Genomic DNA, 24,855 nt, shown 5'->3' with positions numbered 1-24,855 from the left:
TTATACGCACTTTATTGAGACTCAACAGGAGCCCTCCCAGGTTTGCACTCCCGCCGCTTGCAGCCATAATGACGCCCTTGAATTTTTCCCGACTCCAAAGGATCGCCTGTGAGCCAGTCCCTGATCGCCGCCCTGCAAAATCCGGCCCTCTATCCTCATCCCGTAGAAGGGTTTCAGGTCATCGAGACGCATATCTCCTGGGTGCTGCTCACCGGCCCCTACGCCTATAAAGTGAAGAAGCCAGTCAACTTCGGCTTCCTGGACTTCACTGGCCTGGAGGCTCGCGAACACTTCTGCGGCGAAGAGCTACGCCTGAACCAGCGCCTGACCCATGATTTGTACCTGGAAGTGTTGCCGATTACCGGCAGCGCCGAAGCTCCGCAATTGGCTGGCAGTGGTCCGGTGATCGACTACGCGCTGAAAATGCGTCAGTTCCCGCAAAGCCAATTGCTTAGCACCCTGCAAGCCAATGGCGAGCTGACGACTGCGCACATCGATGCGATGGCCAAACAGATCGCTCAGTTCCACCTCAGTGCACCAGTGGTTCCGGCAACCCACGAGGCCGGCACTCCCGAAAGCGTCATGGCACCGGTTCGGCAGAACTTCGAACAAATTCGCCCATTTCTCAGCGACAAGGCTGACCTGCTGCAACTCGACGCCCTGCAAGCCTGGGCAGAAAGCAGCTTCGAGCGTCTCAAGGCACTGCTCGCCCAGCGCAAGGTCGAGGGGTTTATCCGTGAGTGTCACGGTGACATCCATTTGGGCAACGCCACCGTCATTGACGACAACGTAGTGATCTTTGACTGCATTGAGTTCAACGAACCGTTCCGCTTCACCGACGTATACGCCGACACCGCGTTCCTCGCGATGGACCTGGAAGATCGCGGCCTTAAAAGCCTGGCGCGGCGCTTCATCAGCCAGTACCTGGAGCTGACCGGCGATTACCAGGGACTTGAACTGCTGAACTTCTACAAGGCCTATCGCGCGCTGGTTCGCGCCAAAGTCAGCCTGTTCAGCATGCCGGCCGAAGCCGACCCGGTACAGCGAGCGGCCACGCTGAAGCAATACCACAACTACGCCAATCTGGCAGAAAGCTACAGCACCATTCCTTCACGTTTCATGGCGATCACCTGCGGCGTTTCGGCTGTCGGCAAAAGTCATGTAGCCATGCGCCTGGTGGAAGCATTGGGCGCGATCCGCCTACGCTCCGATGTCGAACGCAAGCGGTTGTTTGGCGAGCAACAGGTGCAAAACAACGTTGAGGCGGGCATTTATAGCGCCGAATCCAGTGTTGCCACCTACGCCCGCCTGCATCAGATTGCCGATGTAATTCTGCGTGCCGGTTTCCCCGTAGTGATTGACGCCACATACCTCAAGCGCGAGCAACGCGATGCCGCTTCGAAAATCGCCGAAGCCACCGGCGCGCCGTTCCTGATCCTTGACTGCAATGCTCCGCAAGCGGTCATCGAGAGCTGGCTCGCACAGCGTCAGGCGGAAAAAAATGATCCGTCCGACGCAACCATGGCAGTTATCGAAGCTCAGCAAGCTACTCGTGAGCCCCTGACCGCTGCGGAAATTCTGTGCAGCAAACGTGTCGAGACCAATGAAAGTGGCACGCTCGACAGCTTGGTCGCACACATTCGCCAACGCTTGCCGGGCCTGTAAGCAACTATTTCAGCCGTGAAACCGGTATCGGCTTCACGGCTGCAAAATAGTGGCACTATAATGGCGCCATAAATCCAACAGGTGACGCCCCATGAGCCAGCCGAAATTTCTAGACACGCCGCTTTACACGTTGCTGCACAAAGACGACATCGAAGGTTTCAATAGAGAAAGGCCTAACGGCGGACCTATCGACATGCGTGGCGGTGATTTCCGCGGGCTCGACCTACGTGATCTGAACGCCGAAGGTATCGATTTCACTGACGCCTATTTCCGCTCAGCTGATTTGCGCGGCCTGGATTTGCGCAGTTCTTCCATGGAAGGCGCGAGCCTGGCACATGCACAAATCTCTGGCGCTTACTTCCCACCAGAGCTGACAGCCGATGAGATTCTCATGTCGGTGAATTTCGGCACGCGCTTGCGCTACCGCACCAGGTAATTCACTCACCTGAAGTCCGGCGCCCCCTTACTATGCGCTGGACTGTGCATCGTGATTTCCGCTGTCAACCAGCGTGCCCGCTCTCAACCTCCTTCCCACTGCGTTTGCAGCCCTTTCTATAGTTCTCTGACCTCCCGGCTTAGAAGCTTTTCATCGAAACCTACCAAACAATCACGCTTTTCCTACTGACCGCTACACTCCTTTGAAGCTCGCCCACGCACCGCTCGGCCGTCGCAAGGAGGCTTGATGAATGATGAACTGCAGCACCTGAAAAACCTTGGCAAGACGTCGGCGCAATGGTTACACGCCGTGGGCATCCACAGCGCTTCTGACTTACGCCGCCTGGGGGCGGTGGATGCATATCGGGCCGTGCGAACCCGGGGGTTTCGTGCATCGAAGGTGTTGCTCTATGCAATCGAAGGCGCGCTGATGGACGTGCACTGGAACGACATCCCGGCAGAGCGCAAAGAGGCATTAAACAAACAGCTGGATGCCATATCGTCACGCCATAAGATTTGAGCGGGCAGGATTTTCATGTATTTACTCGGGAAGCAACCGGCCTGCGCCGACGTACTGATCGTTCGACTACAACGGATTCGAAATCCGTTGCTGAAGGACCTTATGCCATGCAGTGAGGTGCTCCGGTTTGAATCGACCGAAGACCTCTCGACGTCATTTCCGGGCAATCAAAGAAGTCATCCGCTTCTATTCGCTCAAAGAGAAGAGCTTGAAGCCCCTGCATATAGGCGATCAGAAAGAGCGCTTGGCTCAATTCACAGAAATGAGAAAACAGCTGTTGACACAGAAATGAGAATCGTTATGATTACCACAACTGGTCGCGAGATCAGTCGATAACCTGGAAGACCAGTGGTTCGGACTCTCAGCTTATCTCCTCATCAGGCTAATCACGGTTATTTGACCCGGCTTTTGCCGGGTCTTTTTTTACCTGTCGAAAAGTGGCCAAAATCCGTGCTGAACGGCTTTTCAATTCGCGCTACTGGATCAAGGGAGGATTCCTGGCCCGTCCGTGGGCACACCACAAGCCCCGGCGAAGCATTTGGGTGAGTTCTATGGCCAGTCAGGATTTTACTGACGCAACTGAGCGCAATAATCCCGTTCCGGCATGGCGGCGGTATACCAGACATAGTCCGCCGTTTCCGGAGCAACCTCGACACCTTCCTGTGCCAGCATCAATACGACCGTCCCGCTCGCCGCCCCAAGGTCAAGCAGATGGACCGGTACTCCAACATCCTTGCGCGCGTGGTAAGCACCGGCAAATAGCAGCGAGGGTATGGGGGCCGCCAGCAGGCGCTCAGCCATCCGCCGATCACGTTGCTGCTGGACAGCCAGCATCGCGGGCATTTGCGCTTCCGGTAGCAGACCACAATGAGATTCGCGTACTTGTGCCAGCAGTTCGTCCTTTACCGAAGCCGAGTTCGAACGAACACCACTCAACGCAGGCGCCTGAGTATAAATTCGCCGTACTTCACTTCTGTCCAGATTGGCCGCCAACAACGGATAAGGCTGAGCCAGGGCAAAGCGCACGACAGGACCGTACAGCGTCCAGTCCCAACCGGATTGCCACGCCAACGCCCCAGGTAGATCGCCGGGCCAGCCAGACGCCTTCAACCCCATGCGGACCTTGTCGACGCGTGACTGCTGATCCGGCATCAACATCTCCAGAAGAAGACTGCCTTGAACACGACGATCAGCCAACGCCTTTAACAACTGCAATTGCAGTGCATGGTGATCGGGATTGTCGTGCTGCTCACCGACGACGACCCGCGAAGCCTTGGCCAAGTGACCGACCAGTTCATCCACCGTCAGCACCTGTCCATTATTGAGATCACGGATCACACCGGCAGTTGGCTCTTTCGAACTGTTTGAAACCGGTGTGTCCGGCAATATCGCCGCGTTATGACATGCACCGAGGAGCATCAGAGCCAGTATCAGAATTGCGCGCATGCTCTCACTCCGAGGGTGCTCTTAACGGGCGATGATCAACGGGTGCCCGCGCTCCGGATGCTGCTGCACCAGCACATCCAGCCCAAAAACGGCTTTCAGGGGTTCCGGTCGCAGCACCCGCGCCGGGCTGTCCAGCACATGAGGGCGTCCGCCCTCAAGCAACAATAGACGATCACAATAGCGCGCTGCCAGGTTCAGATCATGCAGGATCACCAACACTGCCGCGCCGTGGTCGGCAAACTCGCGAATCGCCTGCAACGTGGTGTGTTGATGCAGCGGATCGAGCATCGACGTCGGCTCGTCGAGCAGCAGGGTTTGCCCGACTTGCCCCGGCCACAGCTGCGCCAGCACTCGCGCCAGGTGCACCCGTTGCCGCTCGCCACCGGACAACGCCAGGTAACTGCGCCCGCTCAGATGTCCGGCGTCGGCTGCATGCAAGGCGGCGGCAATAATTTCGTCGTCGCGGACTCGACCGCTTTGGTGGGGCAAACGCCCCATACCGACCACCTCTTCGACCCGAAAGGCAAAATCCAATGTCGAGGTCTGTGGCAATACCGCCAGGCGTTGTGCCCTTTGCGCACCATCCCAGTGTCCCAACTCACGCTCATCCAGCCAGACCTTTCCCTGAGCGGGACGCAACTCACCGCACAATGCACCGAGCAAGGTGCTCTTGCCCGCACCGTTCGGCCCGAGCACGCCGAGCACTTCGCCCGGTTTGAGCTCCAGGTTGATATCCGCCAACACCGTCTGCTTGCCGCGGTGGATCTGCAGGTTTTCCGCTCGCAGCATCAGGCGCGCCCTCGTAACAACAAATACAGAAAAAACGGTGCACCGATAAACGCCGTGACTATCCCGATCGGTAGCTCGGCGGGCGCCAAGGCCAAACGCGCCACCAGATCGGCAAACAGCAGCAGACTCGCCCCCGCCAACACCGAGGCAGGCAACAAAACCCGGTGATCCGGCCCGACCAACAACCGCACCAGATGCGGCACCACCAACCCGACAAAGCCAATCATCCCGGCCGCCGCAACCGCCGCGCCGACTCCGAGCGCCGTGCAGAACACCAATTCACGCTTGAGCCTTTCAACGTCGATGCCCAAATGGCTGGCCTCCGATTCGCCCAGCAACAGTGCATTCAGCGCCTTGGCCCGACGCGGAAGCCACAGCGCCACCGCTGCGCTCACCAGCAGTAACGGCCACAGTCGCGAATAACTGGCGCCGTTAAGGCTGCCCAGATTCCAGAAAGCCAGCGTACGCAATGTGGCGTCATCCGCCAGATAAGTGAACAAACCGACTGCCGAGCCGGCCAGCGCGGTCAGGGCGATCCCCGCCAACAACATGGTCGCCACGCTGGTTTGACCATTACGACGGCCGAGGCGATAAACCAGCGCCGTCACCCCCAGCCCGCCGAGAAAGGCACACAGCGAAAGCAGGTAAGGACCTATCGCCTCAGGCAGCCCGCCAAGCGCCGCGCCACCAACAATCGCGATCGCAGCGCCCAACGCGGCACCACTGGATACGCCGACCAGCCCTGGGTCGGCCAACGGATTGCGGAATAAACCCTGCATCGCCACGCCGGACAACGCCAGTACCCCGCCCACTGCCAGGCCGAGCAACGTCCGTGGCAGACGGATCTGGCCGAGGATCAGTTCGGCCTGCTCCAGCCCCTCTGCCGGAATTGGCAACCCGCTCAAGCGCAATGCTGCGCGCAACGTATCCAGCAACGGCAAACTGACCGGCCCCAGCGCCAATGACAGCCAAATCGCCAATACACACAACAGGCTCAAGCTGATAAACAACGCTCGCGGCTTTACCAGAGTGCTCATAGGGCAGTTTTAGCCTTGGCTGATTCAATGGAATAGAAGCTGGCCGACAATTTCACCAGACTTTCCGGCAACCGTGGACCGAGACCGCCTACCAACAAGCTCGGATCGAGCTCAAACACTTGCCCGCCCTTGGCTGCACGGGTTGAGGCAAGGATCGGGTTCTCCTTGAACAGTGCGGCGCGCGCAGCTTCGCCGGTCAAGCTGCGGTCAGCGAAGACCAGTACTTCGGGATTCAGGCCGGCCAGAGACTCGACTGAAAAGGGTTTGTAGCCGCTATGAGTCGCCAGATTCTGGCCGCCGGCCTCCTGCAGCAACCAGTCAGCTGCCGTGTCCTTGCCGGCAACCAAGGGCTTGCCACCCGCATGCCCCAGTAACAACAGCACACCCGGTGCTTTTTGCCGGGTCTGCAGCTGGCTGACCCAGGCCCTCTGCTGTTCCAGTTGCTGCTGATAGTTCCGGAACAATTGCGCGGCCTTGTCTTCGGTGCCCAACAGCTTGCCCAGATGCTGCAAGTTACCCTGCAAGGTCGGCAAATCAGGTTGCGCCGAGAACAGCTCGACCTGCACGCCTGCGCTACGAATCTGCGACAGCGTCGGCGGTGGGCCCATTTCTTCGGTGCCGACGAGAATCTGCGGGCGCAAACTCAAAATGCCCTCAGCTGACAACTGCCGCTGATAACCGATACTGGGCAGTGCCTTGAGTGATTCCGGGTGCTGGCTTGTAGTATCTACACCAACCAGCTTCGACTCGCCCCCCAATGCGCTGACCCACTCCGACAACGCTCCACCGGCACTGACCCAACGTTGCGGCAATTGAGCCGCTACGGCGCCATGGGCAAGCAAAAGTCCGACACAGAACACAATAGCGCTGGAACTCAGGCGCATAAGAGGTTTTCCTTTGAGGGGCTGCCCCACTGGATTACGCGTCAATGTGACATGCCGAGGACCCTCGGCATCGTAATCAGCGAGTGCATGCACAACGAGCGAAGCGCGCATTTGATAATTGCTTGCATTTGAGCGTCAAGCACAGACATGTTTCGTCACATCACACCATGGCAGCCCGAGCATAGAGCCTTCGGCATTTGAGGATAGACATGAAGTTTCTTTGCACCCACGCCGAACTGGGCGACGCCAGCAGCCGCGGTTTTGATATCGACGGCCAGAAGCTGTTCGCCGTACGCCGTGACGGCCAGGTCTATGTCTATGTAAACCGCTGTCCGCACCGGGGCGTTGCGCTGGAATGGCAGCCCGATCAGTTTCTCGACCAGAGCGCCAGCTTGATCCAGTGCGCCACCCACGGCGCACTGTTCCTGATCGAAAGCGGTGAATGCATCGCTGGCCCTTGTGCCGGGCAATCCTTGACCACCGTCCCCTGCAAGGAAGATAGCCATGGGATCTGGGTGCAACTCTAGCTGTTCAGGATGACCTCCAGACGCCGGTCGATGCAAACCTCTTCTGCGCTCAGCCGCACGCCGTAAGCCAACACCTCGACCCCGGACGCAATCGCCTCACGCAGCGCCGCGGCATAACCCGGATCGATCTCCTCGGCCGGACGCACTGCCTCGATGCCGGTCAGGTTGACGCAATACAACTGCACCGCACGAATACCGTCCCGCGCCAGACAGGCCAACTCCCGCAGATGCTTGGCGCCGCGTACGGTCACGGCGTCGGGAAACGCGGCGATCGGTGAACCATTGAAGCCTAGCGTGACACTTTTGACCTCGACAAACGCCGGGCCACTTGGGTAATCCAGGCGGAAATCGATACGGCTGTTTTCCTGACCGTAAGCCACTTCGCGCTTCAGCCCGGTGAAGCCATTGAGCTCAGCGATCAAACCGGCGCGCAAAGCCTCCTCAATCAAGCCATTGGCCCGTGCCGTATTGACGCACGCCAGCCGCCCCTGTGGGGTTTCGCTGATTTCCCAGGTACCGGGCAATTTGCGTTTAGGGTCATTGGAACGACTGAACCAGACCTGCCCGCCTTCCACCATGCAGTTCAACATCGAGCCGGTATTGGGGCAGTGAATGGTCAGCAACTCGCCGCCAATGGTTTCGATATCCGCCAAAAACCGTTTATAGCGACGTAGCAAACGACCTTCTTCGAGTGGAGGATGAAAGCGCATCAGCCTTGCCAGTTCCGCAAACCGCGAGCAATCCGCTCGACTGCTTCCTGCAAACGATCCAGGTTCTGGGTATAGGCAAAGCGCACGTGATGGCCGGCCTGATGACGGCCGAAGTCCAGCCCCGGCGTAAAGGCGACGTGCTCGGTTTCAAGGAAATGCCGGCAGAAAGCAAAGGCATCGCCACCAAACGCGCTGATATCCGCGTATAGGTAAAACGCACCTTCCGGTTCCACGGCAATACCGAACCCCAGCTCCCGCAGGGCTGGCAACAGGAAGTCACGACGACGGCCAAACTCGGCGCGCCGCTCTTCAAGAATGCTCAGCGTGTCGGGCTCGAAGCAGGCTAATGCGGCGTGCTGGGCCATGCTTGGTGCACTGATATAGAGATTCTGCGCAAGTTTTTCCAGTTCACCGATGGCCGCTTGCGGCGCCACCAACCAACCCAGGCGCCAGCCCGTCATGCCGAAATATTTCGAGAAACTATTGAGGACAAACGCGCTGTCATCGACTTCCAGCACGCTGGCCGCGTCAGTGCCATAGGTCAGACCGTGATAGATCTCGTCCACCACCAGATGACCGTTACGCGCCTTGATCGCAGCAGACAACCCGGCCAATTCGTCACGACTCAAAATGGTCCCGGTCGGATTGGCCGGTGAAGCCACCAGCGCACCGACGCTATCCTGATCCCAATGATGCTCGACCAGCTGCGGGGTGAGTTGATAACGCGTGTGCGGACCCACCGGCACCAGCTGCGCTGCACCTTCCACCAATCGCAGAAAGTGCCGGTTGCACGGGTAACCCGGGTCCGCCAGCAGCCAGTGTTTACCCGGATCGACCAGTAAACTGCTGGCCAGCAGCAGCGCACCCGAGCCACCGGGGGTGATCAGAATACGCTCGGGATCGATGTCCAGGCCGTAACGCTGCCGGTAAAAACCAGAGATGGCGGCTCGCAACTCCGGGATTCCACGGGCGGCGGTGTAACGGGTTTTCCCCGCTGTCAGCGCAGCCTGGCCAGCCTTGATAATCGGCTCAGCCGTGGTGAAGTCCGGCTCACCGATTTCCAGGTGAATGACATCGTGGCCGGCCGCCTGCAACTCATTGGCGCGTGCCAGCAACGCCATGACGTGGAAAGGTTCGATAGCGCGGCTGCGCGCACTGTAGGGCTGAGCCATTAGCCATTCCTTCAATGGGGAGCAAAAAACTGATTCTACCCAACGACTGGATCGAGGGAGAGCTTAAAGCAGTTTGAACCATCAGATCGCAAGATCAAACAACTCGAACGTCTGGCTCAAGTTTGACTAAAATCATTAATTGAGCAGGCTCCAGACCTACCAGGCCAGACTTTTCAACCTTTTGCAAACATCACGGACCGCAGGCTCGACAACCGGGAGTAGCGCGGCCCGTTTTGATCTGGTAAGTTCGCCCGCTTGCAGCCGCAGGGCCGGCAGGTGTCGGTATGGAACATTCCTGCGCAATGGATTACAAGAGTAGAGGCGGTCCATTCATGCCCACCCAAGCAAAGCAAAAGCAGAGCCAGTCGATCAGTGGCTTCGAACCCTACGTTGAAACCAAGGGTGAGGAGTACATGGGCGAGCCCATGCGCAAGCACTTCACCAAGATCCTGAACAAGTGGAAACAGGACTTGATGCAGGAAGTCGACCGCACTGTTGATCACATGAAAGACGAAGCGGCCAACTTCCCTGACCCGGCCGACCGTGCCAGTCAGGAAGAAGAATTCAGCCTTGAACTGCGTGCCCGCGATCGCGAGCGCAAGTTGATCAAGAAAATCGACAAGACCCTGCAGCTGATCGAAGACGAAGAGTACGGCTGGTGCGAGTCCTGCGGCGTCGAAATCGGCGTCAAGCGACTGGAAGCCCGCCCTACCGCCGACATGTGTGTCGATTGCAAAACGCTGGCGGAAATCAAGGAAAAGCAGGTCGGCAAGTAACAGTCGACTTGAACGAAGAACGGAGCGTGCAAACGCTCCGTTTTTGTTTCTGGCGCCTGAGCGCCCGCAGGAGCAGCCGGTCGACGCTCGATTGGTCCGGGCGGCGTTCCGACGATGTCGATTTCAAGGACACCATCGCCGGCAAGCCGTGCGCCTACCGGAACAGACAACGTAACATCGCACCCATGACTACCATTAAATCCCCCGCGTACATCGGGCGCTTCGCCCCCACTCCCAGTGGTTACCTGCACTTCGGCTCGCTGGTCGCTGCCCTGGCCTCGTACCTCGATGCCCGCTCGGTAGGCGGACACTGGTTGGTACGCATGGAGGATCTTGACCCACCACGGGAAGAACCCGGCGCCCAAGTTGCGATCCTTGCTGCTCTGGAGCACTACGGCTTCGAATGGGATGGCGAAATGGTCCGACAGAGTGACCGTCACGACGCTTACGCCGAAGTGCTCAATCGCCTGTTCAACCATGGTTTGGCCTACGCTTGCACCTGCTCACGCAAACAGCTTGAGCCCTATCACGGCGTCTATCCCGGCCTGTGTCGCAATGCTGGCCACGCCAGTGACAACGCCGCAATCCGCTTGCGGGTACCCGAGCTTGAATACCATTTTGAAGATCGGGTGCAGGGCGAGTTTCGTCAACATCTGGGGCGCGACGTCGGTGACTTCGTCATTCGCCGCCGCGACGGGCTTTACGCCTATCAACTGGCGGTAGTGCTCGATGACGCCTGGCAAGGTGTGACGGATATTGTCCGCGGCGCCGACCTGCTGGACTCCACACCGCGTCAGCTGTACCTGCAAGAATTGCTGGGACTGCCGCAACCGCGCTACCTGCACGTGCCGCTGATAACTCAACCGGACGGCCACAAGCTGGGAAAATCCTACCGTTCAGCACCGCTGGCCGACGATCAAGCCACGCCACTGCTACTCCGAGCACTGCGTGCCCTGGGCCAGAAACCCGCTAGCGAACTCGACTACGCCAGCCCCCGGGAAGTGCTGAACTGGGGCATTAAGCACTGGGATGCTTTGCAGATCCCGCGCACACTGACCCTGCCCGAAGCGCAAATACGCTGACGGCGCTTGCAGCTTGGCGCCCATCCGTTACCATCGCCGCACGTTTTCGGGCACGCGCACAATAAAGAGAGGCCAGGATGTACATCTATCGTTTGGTCCTGCTCCTGGTAGTCGGGATCTATCTGTTCTCCCCGGCCATCATGGATTGGTGGATCGACGCCACTGGCGCCTGGTATCGCCCTTATCTGCTCTGGCTGATTCTGATCGTCGTGACCTTCATCCTGCAGAGTCAAAAAGATGCCGATGAGCTTTAGCCTGACCCAGATGATCCTGATCAGCGCCGCCTACCTGGCGGTGCTGTTCGCAGTGGCCTGGATCAGTGAGCGCGGGATGATCCCGCGCTCGATCATTCGCCACCCACTGACCTACACCTTGTCGCTGGGTGTGTATGCCAGCGCCTGGGCGTTTTACGGCACGGTCGGCCTGGCCTATCAGTACGGCTATGGCTTTTTGTCCAGTTACCTCGGGGTTTCCGGGGCCTTCCTGCTGGCGCCAGTGTTGCTGTATCCGATTCTGAAAATCACCCGCACCTACCAGCTATCGTCGCTGGCCGACCTGTTCGCATTCCGTTTCCGCAGCACCTGGGCCGGCGCGTTGACGACGATTTTCATGCTGATCGGCGTCTTGCCATTGCTGGCGCTGCAGATTCAGGCAGTCGCCGACTCCATCAGCATCCTCACCCGCGAGCCGGTACAGCATCGCGTGGCCCTGAGTTTCTGTGCGCTGATCACCCTGTTCACGATCTTCTTCGGCTCCCGGCATATCGCTACCCGGGAAAAGCACGAAGGGCTGGTGTTCGCGATCGCTTTTGAGTCGGTGATCAAGCTGATCGCCATCGGCGGCGTCGGTCTGTATGCCCTGTACGGTGTATTCGACGGTCCGCAACAGCTTGAGCTATGGCTGCTGCAAAACCAGACCGCCCTCGCCGCCTTGCACACACCTCTGCAAGAAGGCCCATGGCGCACGCTGTTGCTGGTTTTCTTCGCCTCGGCAATCGTCATGCCGCACATGTACCACATGACCTTCACCGAAAACCTCAACCCGCGCGCTTTAGTGAGCGCAAGCTGGGGCCTACCGCTTTTCCTGCTGCTGATGAGCCTGGCGGTGCCACTGATTCTCTGGGCCGGCCTGAAACTGGGTGCCACCACCCATCCGGAATACTTCACCCTGGGTGTCGGCATTGCCGCCAACAGCAAGGCACTGGCGCTATTGGCTTATGTCGGCGGGCTGTCGGCCGCCAGCGGGCTGATCATCGTCACCACCCTGGCGCTGTCCGGGATGGCCTTGAACCACCTGGTGCTGCCGCTCTATCAGCCGCCCGCCGAAGGCAACATCTATCGCTGGTTGAAGTGGACCCGCCGGGCGCTGATCGTCGCGATCATCATGGCCGGCTACGCGTTCTATCTATTGCTGGGAGCCGAGCAGGATCTGGCCAACCTCGGCATCGTCGCCTTCGTCGCGACGTTGCAATTCTTGCCCGGCGTGCTGTCGGTGCTGTATTGGCCTACGGCCAACCGCCGCGGCTTCATTGCCGGGTTGCTGGCGGGGACGCTGGTGTGGCTGGTGACGATGCTGTTGCCGTTGATCGGCAATCTGCAGGGCTTCTATATTCCGCTGCTGAACATGATCTACGTGCTGGATGACACCAGTTGGCACATGGCGGCCATCGCCTCGCTGGCCGCCAACGTGCTGATGTTCACCCTGATCTCGCTGTTCACCAATGCCAGCACCGAAGAAGCCAGCGCCGCTGAAGCCTGTGCAGTGGATAACGTCCGTCGCCCGCAACGCCGAGAACTTCACGCGGCCTCGCCACAGGAGTTCGCCACGCAACTGGCCAAACCGCTGGGGGCCAAAGCCGCACAGAAAGAAGTCGAACAGGCGTTGCGCGACCTTTATCTGCCCTTCGATGAGCGTCGTCCTTACGCCTTGCGCCGGTTGCGCGATCGTATCGAGGCCAACCTCTCCGGCTTGATGGGGCCGAGCGTGGCCCAGGATATGGTCGAGACTTTCCTGCCATACAAGGCCGGCGGTGAGAACTATGTCACTGAAGATATCCACTTCATCGAAAGCCGCCTCGAGGACTACCACTCGCGCCTGACCGGCCTGGCGGCCGAGCTCGACGCCTTGCGTCGATATCACAGACAAACCTTGCAGGAACTGCCGATGGGCGTCTGCTCGCTGGCCAAGGACCAGGAAATCCTCATGTGGAACAAAGCCATGGAAGAGCTGACCGGCATCGCCGCCCAGCGTGTGGTGGGTTCGCGTCTGAGCACTATTAACGATCCGTGGAAAGAATTGCTGCAAGGCTTCATCAACCTGCCGGACGAGCATTTGCACAAGCATCACCTGGCCCTCGACGGCCAGACCCGCTGGTTGAACCTGCACAAAGCCGCCATCGACGAGCCGCTGGCGCCCGGCAACAGCGGCCTGGTGCTGCTGGTCGAAGACCTGACCGAAACCCAGATGCTTGAGGACAAACTGGTGCATTCCGAGCGGCTGGCCAGCATCGGCCGACTGGCTGCCGGCGTGGCACATGAAATCGGCAACCCGATCACCGGTATCGCCTGCCTGGCGCAAAACCTGCGTGAAGAGCGCGAAGAAGACAGCGAACTGACCGAAATCAGCGGCCAGATACTTGAACAGACCAAGCGCGTCTCACGCATCGTCCAGTCGCTGATGAGCTTCGCCCACGCTGGCAGCCATCAGCACAGCGACGAGCCCGTGTGCCTGGCCGAAGTGGCGCAGGACGCCATTGGCTTGCTGGCACTGAACCGACGCAACTTCGAAGTGCAATTTTTCAACCTGTGCGACCCCGAGCACTGGGTCGACGGCGACCCACAGCGGCTCGCCCAGGTACTGATCAACCTGCTGTCCAATGCCCGCGACGCCTCACCGGCCGGCAGTGCAGTACGGGTCAAAAGCGAAGCCGGCGAACACACGGTCGATTTGATCGTCGAAGACGAAGGCAGTGGTATCCCGAAGAACATCATGGACCGATTGTTCGAACCCTTCTTCACCACCAAGGATCCTGGTGAAGGCACCGGTCTGGGCCTTGCACTGGTCTATTCCATCGTTGAAGAGCATTATGGACAAATCACCATCGACAGCCCGGCTGACTCCGAAAGCCAACGCGGCACCCGTATCAGGGTGACCTTACCGCGTCATGTCGAAGCGACGTCCGCTGTGAACTGAGACCGTCGAGAGAATCGAATCAATGCCGCACATTTTGATCGTCGAAGACGAAACAATTATCCGCTCCGCCTTGCGCCGCCTGCTGGAACGTAACCAGTACCAGGTCAGCGAAGCCGGTTCCGTGCAGGAAGCACAAGAGCGTTTCAGCATTCCCACGTTTGACCTGATCGTCAGTGACCTGCGTCTACCGGGCGCACCTGGCACCGAGCTGATCAAGCTCGGCCAGGGCACTCCAGTGCTGATCATGACCAGCTACGCCAGCCTGCGCTCGGCAGTCGACTCGATGAAGATGGGCGCGGTGGACTACATCGCCAAGCCTTTCGATCACGACGAAATGCTTCAGGCCGTCGCACGCATTCTGCGTGACCGGCAATCGGCACAGAGCGCTGCGGGTGAACGTCCTGCCGGCAAAGCGGCCAATGGCGCAGAGAAAGCCGGTGTTGATAACAGCAACGGCGAAATCGGCATCATCGGTTCCTGTCCGCCCATGCAGGATCTTTACAGCAAGATCCGCAAAGTCTCGCCTACCGATTCCAATGTGCTGATCCAGGGTGAGTCCGGTACAGGTAAAGAGCTGGTCGCTCGCGCCCTGCACAACCTGTCCAGACGCGCCAAAGCGCCGATGATTTCGGTGAACTGTGCGGCCATTCCGGAAAGCCTGATCGAGTCCGAACTGTTCGGCCACGAGAAAGGCGCCTTTACTGGCGCCAGCGCTGGCCGTGCGGGCTTGGTCGAAGCCGCTGACGGCGGCACTTTGTTCCTCGATGAAATCGGCGAGTTGCCGCTGGAAGCTCAGGCTCGTTTGCTGCGCGTGTTGCAGGAAGGCGAAATCCGCCGGGTCGGCTCGGTGCAATCGCAGAAGGTCGACGTACGCCTGATCGCCGCGACTCACCGTGATCTCAAGAGTCTGGCCAAAATAGGCCAGTTCCGTGAGGACTTGTATTACCGTCTTCACGTAATTGCCCTGAAGTTGCCAGCCCTGCGTGAGCGTGGAGCCGACGTCAACGAAATCGCCAACGCCTTCCTCGCCCGGCAAAGCGCCCGGGTCAACCGCACTGACCTGAAGTTCGCCCCGGATGCCGAGCAAGCGATTCGTCATTACTCCTGGCCGGGTAACGTTCGTGAACTGGAAAATGCGGTCGAACGTGCGGTGATTCTGTGCGAGAGCCCACAGATTTCCGCCGAGCTACTGGGAATCGATATCGAGCTTAGCGACCTGGAAGATGACGATTTCATCGGTTTGGCGCCGCAACAGGGCAGCGCCAACAACACCAGCCACGAGCCCACGGAAGACTTGTCACTGGAGGACTACTTCCAGCATTTCGTCCTTGAGCATCAGGATCACATGACCGAGACCGAACTGGCCCGCAAGCTCGGGGTCAGCCGCAAATGCTTGTGGGAACGGCGCCAGCGCCTGGGTATTCCGCGGCGCAAGACCGGGGTTGCCAGCGAGAGCTGAGTCCGCTCAGCCACACGGGTAACACCCTCATACGTAAAAAAACTGTTACCTAAGCTTTTTCACGTAACAAAAGCCGGGGCTTACGGTAACGAAGCCCCGGCTTTTTTACGCCCTGAAAAACCTCCGCCTACCGGCTAACCCCTTGTTTTACTGAGCCTCTCAAAAGTTGGCACGACACCTGCTATATGCTTAGTACAAAAACAATAACAAGCAACGTAAAAGACAATAAAAATAAGACGAATCGGCTCACGCACAATAAAAACAACACGGCGGAGGCGCAGCTAACTGATTCTTTTGGAGAGGCGTTGTATTTGGGGCTTGCCCCGCAACCAGGCCGAGAACAACAAAAAACTGTCCTAAGACAGAGCCTGAACTGGTTGGATCACTGGATCATGCAACACAGCGACCAAAGCAATCCGTTTGCTCTTGGCTCCCGATTGGGAGGGTCACGAAGGCAAAACCTCGTGGCAAGGGCGATCAACAAAAACAAAAAGCCCAACACCAATAATAAAAATAGAGCATGCAACTACTTCTTGGGGAGCTTCGGCTCCCCTTGTAGTTTCTGCGATTCCTGACACCGCGATCAGAACCCGCCGCCTCAGCTCTTAAGAGTTATCCGTGTCAGCGTGGCGCAGCTTCCTACACCATCCCCCGACTAAATGCTAGAATCCCCGCCCATCATGCGGTCATTCTTCGTTATGGCCGAACATTCCTTCAAACAGTGCATCCCATGCTGAAGAAGTTGTTCCAGTCATTCCGTTCTCCCTTGCGTCGTACGCAACACATTCGCAGCACGCCTGAAGTGCTCAACAGCAGCCAGCATTCGCTGCAACGCGCCCAGTTCAGCCGTTATGCGGTAAACATCGTCGAACGCCTGCAGAACGCCGGCTACCAGGCTTATCTGGTCGGCGGCTGTGTGCGCGACATGTTGCTTAACATCACCCCCAAAGACTTCGACGTTGCCACCAGCGCCACACCGGAACAGGTTCGCGCCGAATTTCGTAATGCGCGGATCATCGGCCGTCGCTTCAAACTGGTGCACATCCACTTTGGCCGCGAAATCATTGAAGTCGCGACCTTCCGCGCCAATCACCCGCAAAACGACGACGAGGAAGACAGTAACCAGTCCTCTCGTAACGAAAGCGGGCGCATTCTGCGGGACAACGTCTATGGCACACTGGAAGAAGACGCTCAACGTCGCGACTTCACCATCAATGCCCTGTATTACGATCCGGTCAGTGAACGCATTCTCGACTACGCCAACGGCGTACACGACATCCGCAACCACCTGATCCGTCTGATCGGCGATCCACGACAACGTTACCAGGAAGATCCGGTACGGATGCTGCGGGCCGTGCGTTTCGCCGCAAAACTGGACTTTGGCATCGAGAAGCACAGCGCCGCGCCTATTCGTGAGCTGGCGCCGATGCTGCGGGAAATCCCGTCGGCCCGACTGTTCGAAGAAGTGCTCAAGCTGTTCCTCTCCGGGCATGCCGCCGACACCTTCGAAATGCTGGTGGACCTTCAGCTGTTCGATCCATTGTTCCCGGCCAGCGCCGAAGCACTGGAACACAACCCGACGTACACCCACACCCTGATCAGCGAAGCCTTGATCAACACCGACCTGCGCATCAAGCAGAACAAGCCGGTCACCCCAGCGTTCCTGTTCGCCGCCCTGCTCTGGCCTGCCCTGCCGGCCCGCGTGCTGCGTCTGCAGGACCGTGGCATGCCGCCGATTCCGGCAATGCAGGAAGCCGCTCACGAGCTGATCAGCGAGCAGTGCCAGCGCATCGCGATTCCGAAACGCTTCACCATGCCGATCCGCGAGATCTGGGACATGCAGGAACGCCTGCCTCGGCGCAGCGGCAAACGGGCCGATCTACTGCTGGACAACCCGCGCTTCCGTGCCGGTTACGACTTCTTGCTGCTGCGCGAAAGTGCCGGCGAACAGACCCATGGCCTGGGCGATTGGTGGACCGATTATCAGGACGGCAACGACAGCGAGCGCCGCGACATGATCCGCGACCTCAGCAGCAAGGACGATAGCGCCAGCGGTGCCCCGCGCAAACGGCGCCGCAGCGGTGCCAGCAAGCGCAAGCGCAGTGCCACTGCCGGTACACCGAGCGCGTCGGGCGAGTAAGTTCATGGAACGCATCTACATAGGTATGGGCAGCAACCTGGCAGCCCCGGTGGAGCAATTGCGTAACGCCGTCGATGCGTTGGCGCAGTTGCCGCAGTCCGAACTGGTCGGCGTGTCAGCCTTCTTCCAGAGCGACTCTCTGCTCCCCGGTCAACCGCGTTACACCAACGCCGTGGCCGCGCTGGACTGCAGACTCGCGCCACTGGAGCTGCTCGATGCGCTGCAAGCCATCGAAAACGATCAGGGCCGCGAGCGCAATGAACGCTGGGGACCACGCACGCTGGACCTGGACATCCTGCTGTTCGGTAACCGACTGATCGACGAACCGCGCCTTAAAGTCCCCCACTACCACATGCAGGCCCGAGCCTTCGTGCTCTACCCCTTGGCCGAACTGGCCCCCTCAGGCCTGCAACTGGCTGATGGCCGACTTCTCAGCGAATTGCTCGCCAACTGTCCATTTATCGGACTCGAACGTCTGGCGTAGCTTTGATTTTTTGCAGGAGCGAGGTGCTGAATCGCATCAGTAACGTCGGTAACACCACCGCCGTAACAATGCGGTAACACACACAATTGACTTCCAGAGTTCTCCTCACGACTATAGGCGTCCCGCTGCCGCCAACCCGGCGCTAAAGGGCGCAATCCAGGCCATATAAGCACCACGAAAGAGGGTGCGCCTGTATAAATGACGAATCACGCGCGTTACTCGCAGTAGTTTCCACAGCGCCTGAATGAGGACTTTTTTCATGCCAGACATCACCCTGACCACCCTGCAAAGCCTCAAGCAAAAAGGTGAAAAAATCACCATGCTGACTTGCTATGACGCAACCTTCGCCCACGCCTGCTGCCAGGCTGGCGTCGAAGTGCTGCTGGTGGGCGATTCCCTCGGCATGGTGTTGCAAGGGCATGACAGCACACTGCCAGTGACCACTGCTGAGATGGCATACCACGTTGCAGCCGTCAAACGCGGTAACACCGGAGCACTGATCCTCGCGGACCTGCCGTTCATGGCCTACGCGACCACCGAACAGGCCCTGACCAACAGCGCACAGCTGATGCAGGCCGGGGCCCATATGGTCAAGGTCGAAGGTGCAGTCTGGCTGGCGGAGTCGATCCGCCTGCTGGCTGAGCGCGGCGTACCGGTATGTGCACACATGGGGTTGACGCCGCAGTCGGTGAACATCCTCGGTGGCTATAAAGTCCAGGGCCGCAATGAGAACCAGGCCCGGCAGATGCGCGCCGACGCCATTGCCCTGGAGCAGGCGGGTGCCGCCATGTTGCTGCTTGAGTGTGTACCGAGCGAACTGGCACAAGAGATCACCCAGGCAGTGAGGATTCCGGTAATCGGGATCGGCGCCGGTAGCGCCACCGACGGCCAGGTGCTGGTTCTGCACGACATGCTCGGCCTGTCCCTCACTGGCCGTGCACCGAAGTTCGTGAAGAACTTCATGGCGGGTCAAGATAACATTCAGGCGGCCTTGAACGCATACGTCACTGAAGTCAAAGCCGTAACTTTCCCTGGCGCTGAACACGGATTCTCTGCATGAACACTGTCAAGACCGTGCGCGAGTTGCGCGCCGCTGTAGCCCGCGCCCGCAGCGAAGGCAAGCGTATCGGCTTCGTGCCGACCATGGGCAACCTGCACAGCGGCCATGTGGCGCTGGTGACCAAGGCGGCCCAGCGAGTGGATTTCGTGGTGGCGAGCATTTTCGTCAACCCGCTGCAATTCGGCGCGGGTGAAGACCTCGACAAGTACCCGCGGACCCTGGCCGCCGATCAGGAGAAACTGCTCCAGGCCGGCTGCCATCTGCTATTTGCCCCAGGCGTTGAAGAAATGTACCCGGACGGCATGGCCGGCCAGACTCGGGTCAGCGTCCCGCAACTGTCCGAAGGTCTGTGCGGCGCCAGCCGTCCCGGTCATTTCGAGGGCGTGGCGACGGTGGTCTGCAAGTTGTTCAATATGGTCCAGCCAGATCTGGCGATCTTCGGCCAGAAAGACTTCCAGCAACTGGCGGTCATTCGCGCCCTGGTCCACGACCTGAACCTGCCGATCCAGATTATTGGCGAGCCGACCGTCCGCGCCGCTGATGGTCTGGCGCTATCCTCGCGCAACGGCTACCTCACTGAGGAACAACGCGCCATCGCACCGGCCTTGTACCGCAGCCTGAGCCAGATAGCCGAAGCCATCGAACAAGGCGAGCGCAATTACCCCAAGCTCCTGTCAATGCATAACCAAAAGCTCGAAGCGGCCGGCTTTCGCCCCGACTACCTGGAAATCCGCCAGGCACTGAGCCTGCGTCCGGCCACCGCGGATGACCGCGACCTGGTGATCCTCGCCGCAGCCAATCTGGGCGCCACCCGGCTGATCGACAACCTGCATTTGAACCTCGACGCGTAAAAGAAAGCGGCTCCGCCACATACTTGTGGGAGCGGGCCGGGCGGCGTTCCGATGCTCGCGATGACGGCTTAACATTCAACAAAGATGTTGACTGCCAGACCGCTATCGCGAGCAAGCGAACGTCGCCCGGCCCTTCCCACATATTGCCCGCCTCAATGGCTTCGGGCAAACTCCCCGCCGTTCGGATCTGACCAAGGAAACATTCATGCACGCCATCATGCTCAAAGCCAAGTTGCATCGCGCCGAAGTCACCCATGCTGTGCTCGACTACGAAGGCTCTTGCGCCATCGATGGCGAATGGCTGGACTTGTCCGGAATCCGCGAGTACGAACAGATCCAGATCTACAACGTCGACAACGGCGAGCGCTTCACCACTTATGCGATCCGTGGCGAAGAAGGCTCACGCATGATTTCGGTCAACGGCGCCGCAGCACACAAAGCCAAGGTCGGTGATCGGGTAATCATCTGCGCCTATGCCCACTACAGCGAAGCTGAACTGCTCAACTTCAAGCCGCGCATGCTCTACATGGCGCCGGGCAATGAACTGAGCCACACCAGCAATGCCATCCCGGTTCAGGTCGCCTGACCAACCGCGCATTTCTCCACACTGAAAGCCTGGCGGTCATGTCCGCCGGTCGCGATGTTATAAAAAAGTACCGTTCACCGGTCAGACAAAGCCAAGACAGATCAAGACGCGAGGTTTACTGTATTCGCCCTGCGCTTTTCAATCGTGTTAACGCAGGTTGACTGGACATTGTCTTGTGACTGAGCAGGACATTCCGGGCTTTTTAGTGTCCAAAAGGCAGTTCAAGTAAAAGGAAACCCGCTGCGATGGCGTACTACCGCACTCCTCACGACGTTACCGCTCTGCCCGCCTGGCAAGCGTTGAATCAACACCGCGAAGCCATGCAGGATTTCAGCATGCGCGAAGCGTTCAATGCCGACCCCCAGCGCTTCAATGAATTCACCTTGAGCGGCTGTGGGCTTTTTCTCGATTACTCGAAAAACCTGATCAACAAAGAAACCCGCGACCTGCTGGTGGGCCTGGGTAACGAAGCCGGTCTGCAGGACGCGATCAAGGCGCTGTTCGCTGGCGAGCTGGTCAACTCTTCTGAAGGCCGCCCTGCCCTGCACACCGCACTGCGCCGCCCGGTAGGCGACAAGCTGTCGGTGAACGGCGTCAACGTGATGCCGGAAGTGCACAAGGTTCTGAACCAGATCACTGAGTTGGTCGGCCGGATCCACGACGGTCTGTGGCGCGGTTACACCGAGAAGCCGATCACCGACGTGGTGAACATTGGTATCGGTGGCTCGTTCCTCGGTCCGGAGCTGGTCTCCGAAGCACTACTGTCCTACGCCCAGAAAGGCGTGCGCTGCCATTACCTGGCGAACATCGACGGCAGCGAGTTCCACGAGCTGTCGGCGAAGATTCGTGCAGAGACCACGCTGTTCATCGTTTCCTCGAAATCCTTCAACACCCTGGAAACCCTGAAAAACGCTCAGGCCGCTCGTGCCTGGTATCTGGCCCAGGGTGGCTCTGAAGCCGAACTGTATCGTCACTTCATCGCAGTCTCCAGCAACAATGCCGCCGCCGTGGCGTTCGGTATTCGCGAAGAGAACATCTTCCCGATGTGGGACTGGGTTGGCGGGCGTTACTCGCTGTGGTCGGCCATCGGCTTGCCGATCGCCCTGGCCATCGGCATGTCCAACTTCAAGGAGTTGCTGTCCGGCGCCTACACCATGGACCAGCACTTCCAGAGCGCGCCATTCGAAAAGAACATGCCGGTGCTGCTGGCGTTGCTCGGCGTCTGGTACGGCAATTTCTGGGGCGCGCAAAGCCACGCGATCCTGCCGTACGACCACTACCTGCGCAACATCACCAAGCACTTGCAGCAACTGGACATGGAATCCAACGGCAAGAGCGTGCGCCAGGACGGAACACCGGTGTCCACCGACACCGGCCCGGTCATCTGGGGTGGCGTAGGTTGCAACGGTCAGCATGCATACCATCAGTTGCTGCACCAGGGCACCCAGTTGATTCCGGCCGACTTCATCGTGCCGATCGTCAGCTTCAACCCGGTGGCCGACCATCACCAATGGCTGTACGCCAACTGCCTGTCGCAAAGCCAGGCGCTGATGCTCGGCAAGACTCGCGCCGAGGCCGAAGCCGAACTGCGTGACAAGGGCATGAGCGAGGACGAGGTGCAGAAGCTTGCGCCGCACAAGGTGATCCCGGGCAACCGTCCAAGCAACACGCTGGTCGTCGAACGCATCAGCCCGCGTCGCCTCGGCGCACTGGTGGCAATGTACGAACACAAAGTCTTCGTGCAAAGCGTGATCTGGGGCATCAACGCCTTCGACCAATGGGGTGTGGAGCTGGGTAAAGAGCTGGGCAAAGGCGTCTACAACCGTCTGGTCGGCAGCGAAGAAACCCTGGCCGAAGACGCATCCACCCAGGGCCTGATCAACTACTTCCGCGGTCGTCACCGCGGGTAATCTGAAACTTGCTCCCGTAGGAGCCGAGCTTGCTCGCGATGCAGACGCCGCGGTGTATCAGGTACACCGCGTTATCGTTCATCGCGAGCAAGCTCGGCTCCTACAGAGTCGCTTCTTCCCCCTCTTGAACCCACCTGCTACTCGGCGCATCTTTATCACTTGTCGCAAAACAAGAATAAGGAACCGTCATGTTCGATATCAGCACTTTCCCCAAAGCCGATGCCGTCCGCCGGGCTGCGCAACTGAGTCAGGACGACTACCAGCGCCTGTACCGCCAATCCATCGAGCAACCCGACATCTTCTGGGCTGATCAGGCCAAGCGTTTCCTCGACTGGTCAACACCGTGGCAAAGCGTTCACCACGCGGATCTGAAAACCGGCGCGGCGAGCTGGTTCGCGGGCGGCCAACTGAACGTCAGTTACAACTGCATCGACCGCCATCTTGAACAGCGCGGCGACCAGATCGCGATCATCTGGGAAGGCGACGACCCCGCCGAATCGGCGCAGATCACCTATAAAAAACTTCATCACAACGTCTGCCGCCTGGCCAACGTACTGAAAAGTCGTGGCGTTAAAAAAGGCGACCGGGTCTGTATCTACATGCCGATGATTCCCGAAGCCGCCTACGCCATGCTCGCCTGCACACGCATTGGCGCGGTGCACTCGGTGGTCTTCGGTGGTTTTTCCCCGGACGCCCTGCGTGACCGGATTCTCGACGCCGACTGTCGCACTGTGATCACCGCCGATGAAGGCGTGCGCGGCAGTAAGCTTGTCCCACTGAAAAAGAACGTCGACAAAGCCCTGCTCAGCTGTCCGGACGTCAGCACGGTGCTGGTGGTCGAGCACACCCAAAATGAGGTCAACTGGGTCGAAGGCCGTGACCTCTGGTATCACCAGGCCCTACGCAGCATGAGTGACGACTGCCCCCCCGAACCAATGGGCGCTGAAGACCCACTGTTCATCCTTTACACCTCTGGCAGCACCGGCAAACCCAAAGGTGTACTGCACACCACTGGCGGCTACCTGCTGCAAGCGGCGATGACCTTCAAGTACGTATTCGACTACCGTGACGGCGAAGTCTTCTGGTGCACCGCCGATGTCGGCTGGGTCACCGGCCACAGCTACATCGTCTACGGGCCGTTGGCCAATGGCGCGACCACACTGATCTTCGAGGGCGTGCCGAACTACCCGACCAGCTCGCGGTTCTGGCAGGTCATCGACAAACATCACGTCAACATCTTCTACACTGCGCCCACCGCATTGCGCGCGCTGATGCGTGAAGGCACAGAGCCGTTGCAAGAGACATCGCGCAGCAGCCTGCGGTTGTTGGGCACTGTCGGTGAACCCATCAACCCGGAAGCCTGGGAATGGTATTTCAATGCCGTCGGCGAGCAACGGTGTCCGATCGTCGATACCTGGTGGCAGACCGAAACCGGCGGCATCATGCTCAGCCCGCTGGTCAGCACCCGCCGAATCAAACCCGGCTGCGCCACCCAGCCAATGTTCGGCGTACAACCGGTGTTGCTGGACGAACAAGGCAAGGAAATCAGCGGCGCCGGTAGCGGCATACTGGTGATCAAGGCCAGCTGGCCGGCGCAGATCCGCAGCGTCTACGGCGACCCGAAACGCATGCTTGAAACCTACTTCAAACCCTACCCGGGCTATTACTTCACTGGCGACGGCGCCCGTCGCGACGACGACGGCGATTACTGGATCACCGGGCGTATCGATGACGTGATCAACGTGTCCGGGCACCGCATCGGCACCGCTGAAGTAGAAAGCGCGCTGGTTCTGCACGACAGCATCGCCGAGGCCGCAGTCGTCGGTTACCCCCACGACGTCAAAGGCCAGGGGATCTATGCCTTTGTCACACCGATGAATGGCATCGAACCCAGTGACGCACTGAAGAAAGAACTACTGGCGCATGTCAGCAAAGAAATCGGCAGCTTCGCCAAACCGGATTTGATCCAGTGGGCACCGGCCTTGCCGAAAACCCGTTCGGGCAAGATCATGCGACGGATTCTGCGCAAGATTGCCTGCAATGAACTGGACAGCCTGGGCGATACTTCGACCCTGGCCGACCCGAGCGTGGTCGAGGGTCTGATCGACAAACGCCTGAACCAATAAACCT

General features: G+C 59.2%; 23 protein-coding genes. 17 read left to right on the top strand and 6 right to left on the bottom strand.

The annotated features are described in order from the left end of the window. The first annotated feature begins 108 nt into the window (after nt 1-108). The 3 genes from AC07UI_RS28745 (at nt 109) to AC07UI_RS28735 (ending at nt 2,620) form a co-directional block, all read left to right on the top strand. Nucleotides 109-1,665, top strand: a complete 1,557-nt coding sequence (locus AC07UI_RS28745; protein WP_494995684.1) for a bifunctional aminoglycoside phosphotransferase/ATP-binding protein — start codon at nt 109-111, stop codon at nt 1,663-1,665. A gap of 91 nt (nt 1,666-1,756) precedes the next feature. Continuing rightward, entirely contained in the window at nt 1,757-2,101 is a 345-nt protein-coding gene (locus tag AC07UI_RS28740) for a pentapeptide repeat-containing protein (RefSeq protein WP_494995683.1), read from the top strand. A 246-nt stretch (nt 2,102-2,347) separates the two neighbouring features. Further along, a complete protein-coding gene (locus AC07UI_RS28735; RefSeq protein WP_007902045.1) occupies nt 2,348-2,620 on the top strand; it encodes a TfoX/Sxy family protein in 273 nt (90 codons plus the stop codon). Nucleotides 2,621-3,187: 567 nt separating this feature from the next. Here AC07UI_RS28735 and AC07UI_RS28730 read toward each other — a convergent pair. From AC07UI_RS28730 to AC07UI_RS28715, 4 genes are read right to left on the bottom strand one after another with little or no spacing between them, the layout of a single operon-like run. After that, nucleotides 3,188-4,066, bottom strand: a complete 879-nt coding sequence (locus tag AC07UI_RS28730) for a ChaN family lipoprotein (RefSeq protein ID WP_494995682.1) — start codon at nt 4,064-4,066, stop codon at nt 3,188-3,190. Between the two features lie 21 nt (nt 4,067-4,087). Further along, nucleotides 4,088-4,855, bottom strand: a complete 768-nt coding sequence (locus AC07UI_RS28725) for a heme ABC transporter ATP-binding protein (RefSeq protein ID WP_494995681.1) — start codon at nt 4,853-4,855, stop codon at nt 4,088-4,090. After that, the gene (locus AC07UI_RS28720) at nt 4,855-5,892 is read right to left on the bottom strand and encodes a FecCD family ABC transporter permease (RefSeq protein ID WP_494995680.1); all 1,038 of its coding nucleotides are present in this window, start codon (nt 5,890-5,892) and stop codon (nt 4,855-4,857) included. Before AC07UI_RS28720 ends, AC07UI_RS28725 begins: the two co-directional genes overlap by 1 nt. Beyond that, entirely contained in the window at nt 5,889-6,776 is an 888-nt protein-coding gene (locus AC07UI_RS28715) for a heme/hemin ABC transporter substrate-binding protein (protein WP_494995679.1), read from the bottom strand. Before AC07UI_RS28715 ends, AC07UI_RS28720 begins: the two co-directional genes overlap by 4 nt. A gap of 209 nt (nt 6,777-6,985) precedes the next feature. On the opposite strand from AC07UI_RS28715, the gene AC07UI_RS28710 reads away from it, so the two are divergent. Further along, nucleotides 6,986-7,303, top strand: a complete 318-nt coding sequence (locus AC07UI_RS28710; RefSeq protein WP_494995678.1) for a Rieske (2Fe-2S) protein — start codon at nt 6,986-6,988, stop codon at nt 7,301-7,303. On the opposite strand, the gene sfsA is transcribed toward AC07UI_RS28710, so the two are convergent. Next, nucleotides 7,300-8,013, bottom strand: a complete 714-nt coding sequence (gene sfsA / locus AC07UI_RS28705) for a DNA/RNA nuclease SfsA (protein ID WP_494995677.1) — start codon at nt 8,011-8,013, stop codon at nt 7,300-7,302. The genes AC07UI_RS28710 and sfsA overlap by 4 nt on opposite strands. Further along, nucleotides 8,013-9,185 (bottom strand): pyridoxal phosphate-dependent aminotransferase, encoded by a 1,173-nt coding sequence (locus AC07UI_RS28700; RefSeq protein ID WP_494995676.1) that lies wholly within the window; start codon nt 9,183-9,185, stop codon nt 8,013-8,015. The genes sfsA and AC07UI_RS28700 overlap by 1 nt, the downstream gene beginning before the upstream one ends. 332 nt (nt 9,186-9,517) lie before the next feature. Here AC07UI_RS28700 and dksA point away from each other — a divergent pair, with 332 nt between their 5' ends. The 13 genes from dksA (at nt 9,518) to acs (ending at nt 24,851) form a co-directional block, all read left to right on the top strand. Continuing rightward, nucleotides 9,518-9,961 (top strand): RNA polymerase-binding protein DksA, encoded by a 444-nt coding sequence (gene dksA, locus AC07UI_RS28695; protein ID WP_494995675.1) that lies wholly within the window; start codon nt 9,518-9,520, stop codon nt 9,959-9,961. 185 nt (nt 9,962-10,146) lie between these two features. Next, a complete protein-coding gene (gluQRS, locus tag AC07UI_RS28690) occupies nt 10,147-11,043 on the top strand; it encodes a tRNA glutamyl-Q(34) synthetase GluQRS (RefSeq protein WP_494995674.1) in 897 nt (298 codons plus the stop codon). Nucleotides 11,044-11,120: 77 nt separating this feature from the next. Continuing rightward, nucleotides 11,121-11,297: a hypothetical protein gene (locus tag AC07UI_RS28685; RefSeq protein ID WP_003176118.1), complete on the top strand. Its 177-nt coding sequence runs from the start codon at nt 11,121-11,123 to the stop codon at nt 11,295-11,297. Next, entirely contained in the window at nt 11,281-14,235 is a 2,955-nt protein-coding gene (locus tag AC07UI_RS28680) for a sensor histidine kinase (RefSeq protein ID WP_494995673.1), read from the top strand. The genes AC07UI_RS28685 and AC07UI_RS28680 overlap by 17 nt, the downstream gene beginning before the upstream one ends. Nucleotides 14,236-14,257: 22 nt before the next feature. Continuing rightward, complete coding sequence (locus tag AC07UI_RS28675; protein WP_494995672.1) at nt 14,258-15,694, top strand: sigma-54-dependent transcriptional regulator; 1,437 nt, start codon at nt 14,258-14,260, stop codon at nt 15,692-15,694. 185 nt (nt 15,695-15,879) lie between these two features. Further along, nucleotides 15,880-16,269, top strand: coding sequence for a hypothetical protein (locus AC07UI_RS28670; RefSeq protein ID WP_494995671.1), 390 nt, complete (start codon nt 15,880-15,882; stop codon nt 16,267-16,269). Between the two features lie 155 nt (nt 16,270-16,424). Beyond that, entirely contained in the window at nt 16,425-17,834 is a 1,410-nt protein-coding gene (locus AC07UI_RS28665; RefSeq protein ID WP_494995670.1) for a polynucleotide adenylyltransferase PcnB, read from the top strand. Between the two features lie 4 nt (nt 17,835-17,838). Next, nucleotides 17,839-18,318, top strand: coding sequence for a 2-amino-4-hydroxy-6-hydroxymethyldihydropteridine diphosphokinase (gene folK / locus AC07UI_RS28660; RefSeq protein ID WP_494995669.1), 480 nt, complete (start codon nt 17,839-17,841; stop codon nt 18,316-18,318). Between the two features lie 259 nt (nt 18,319-18,577). Continuing rightward, complete coding sequence (gene panB, locus AC07UI_RS28655; RefSeq protein WP_494995668.1) at nt 18,578-19,378, top strand: 3-methyl-2-oxobutanoate hydroxymethyltransferase; 801 nt, start codon at nt 18,578-18,580, stop codon at nt 19,376-19,378. Then, entirely contained in the window at nt 19,375-20,229 is an 855-nt protein-coding gene (gene panC / locus AC07UI_RS28650) for a pantoate--beta-alanine ligase (protein WP_494995667.1), read from the top strand. Before panB ends, panC begins: the two co-directional genes overlap by 4 nt. A gap of 205 nt (nt 20,230-20,434) precedes the next feature. Then, complete coding sequence (gene panD / locus AC07UI_RS28645) at nt 20,435-20,815, top strand: aspartate 1-decarboxylase (RefSeq protein WP_003228271.1); 381 nt, start codon at nt 20,435-20,437, stop codon at nt 20,813-20,815. Nucleotides 20,816-21,060: 245 nt separating this feature from the next. Next, nucleotides 21,061-22,725: a glucose-6-phosphate isomerase gene (pgi, locus tag AC07UI_RS28640; protein ID WP_494995666.1), complete on the top strand. Its 1,665-nt coding sequence runs from the start codon at nt 21,061-21,063 to the stop codon at nt 22,723-22,725. 188 nt (nt 22,726-22,913) lie between these two features. After that, the gene (acs, locus tag AC07UI_RS28635; RefSeq protein WP_494995665.1) at nt 22,914-24,851 is read left to right on the top strand and encodes an acetate--CoA ligase; all 1,938 of its coding nucleotides are present in this window, start codon (nt 22,914-22,916) and stop codon (nt 24,849-24,851) included. Nucleotides 24,852-24,855 lie beyond the last annotated feature (4 nt).

The sequence above is a fragment of the Pseudomonas sp. GW821-FHT04C07 genome (genome assembly GCF_059420325.1).
Note: the sequence above shows the minus strand (reverse complement) of the source record. Positions and strands in the feature narration are given on the sequence as shown.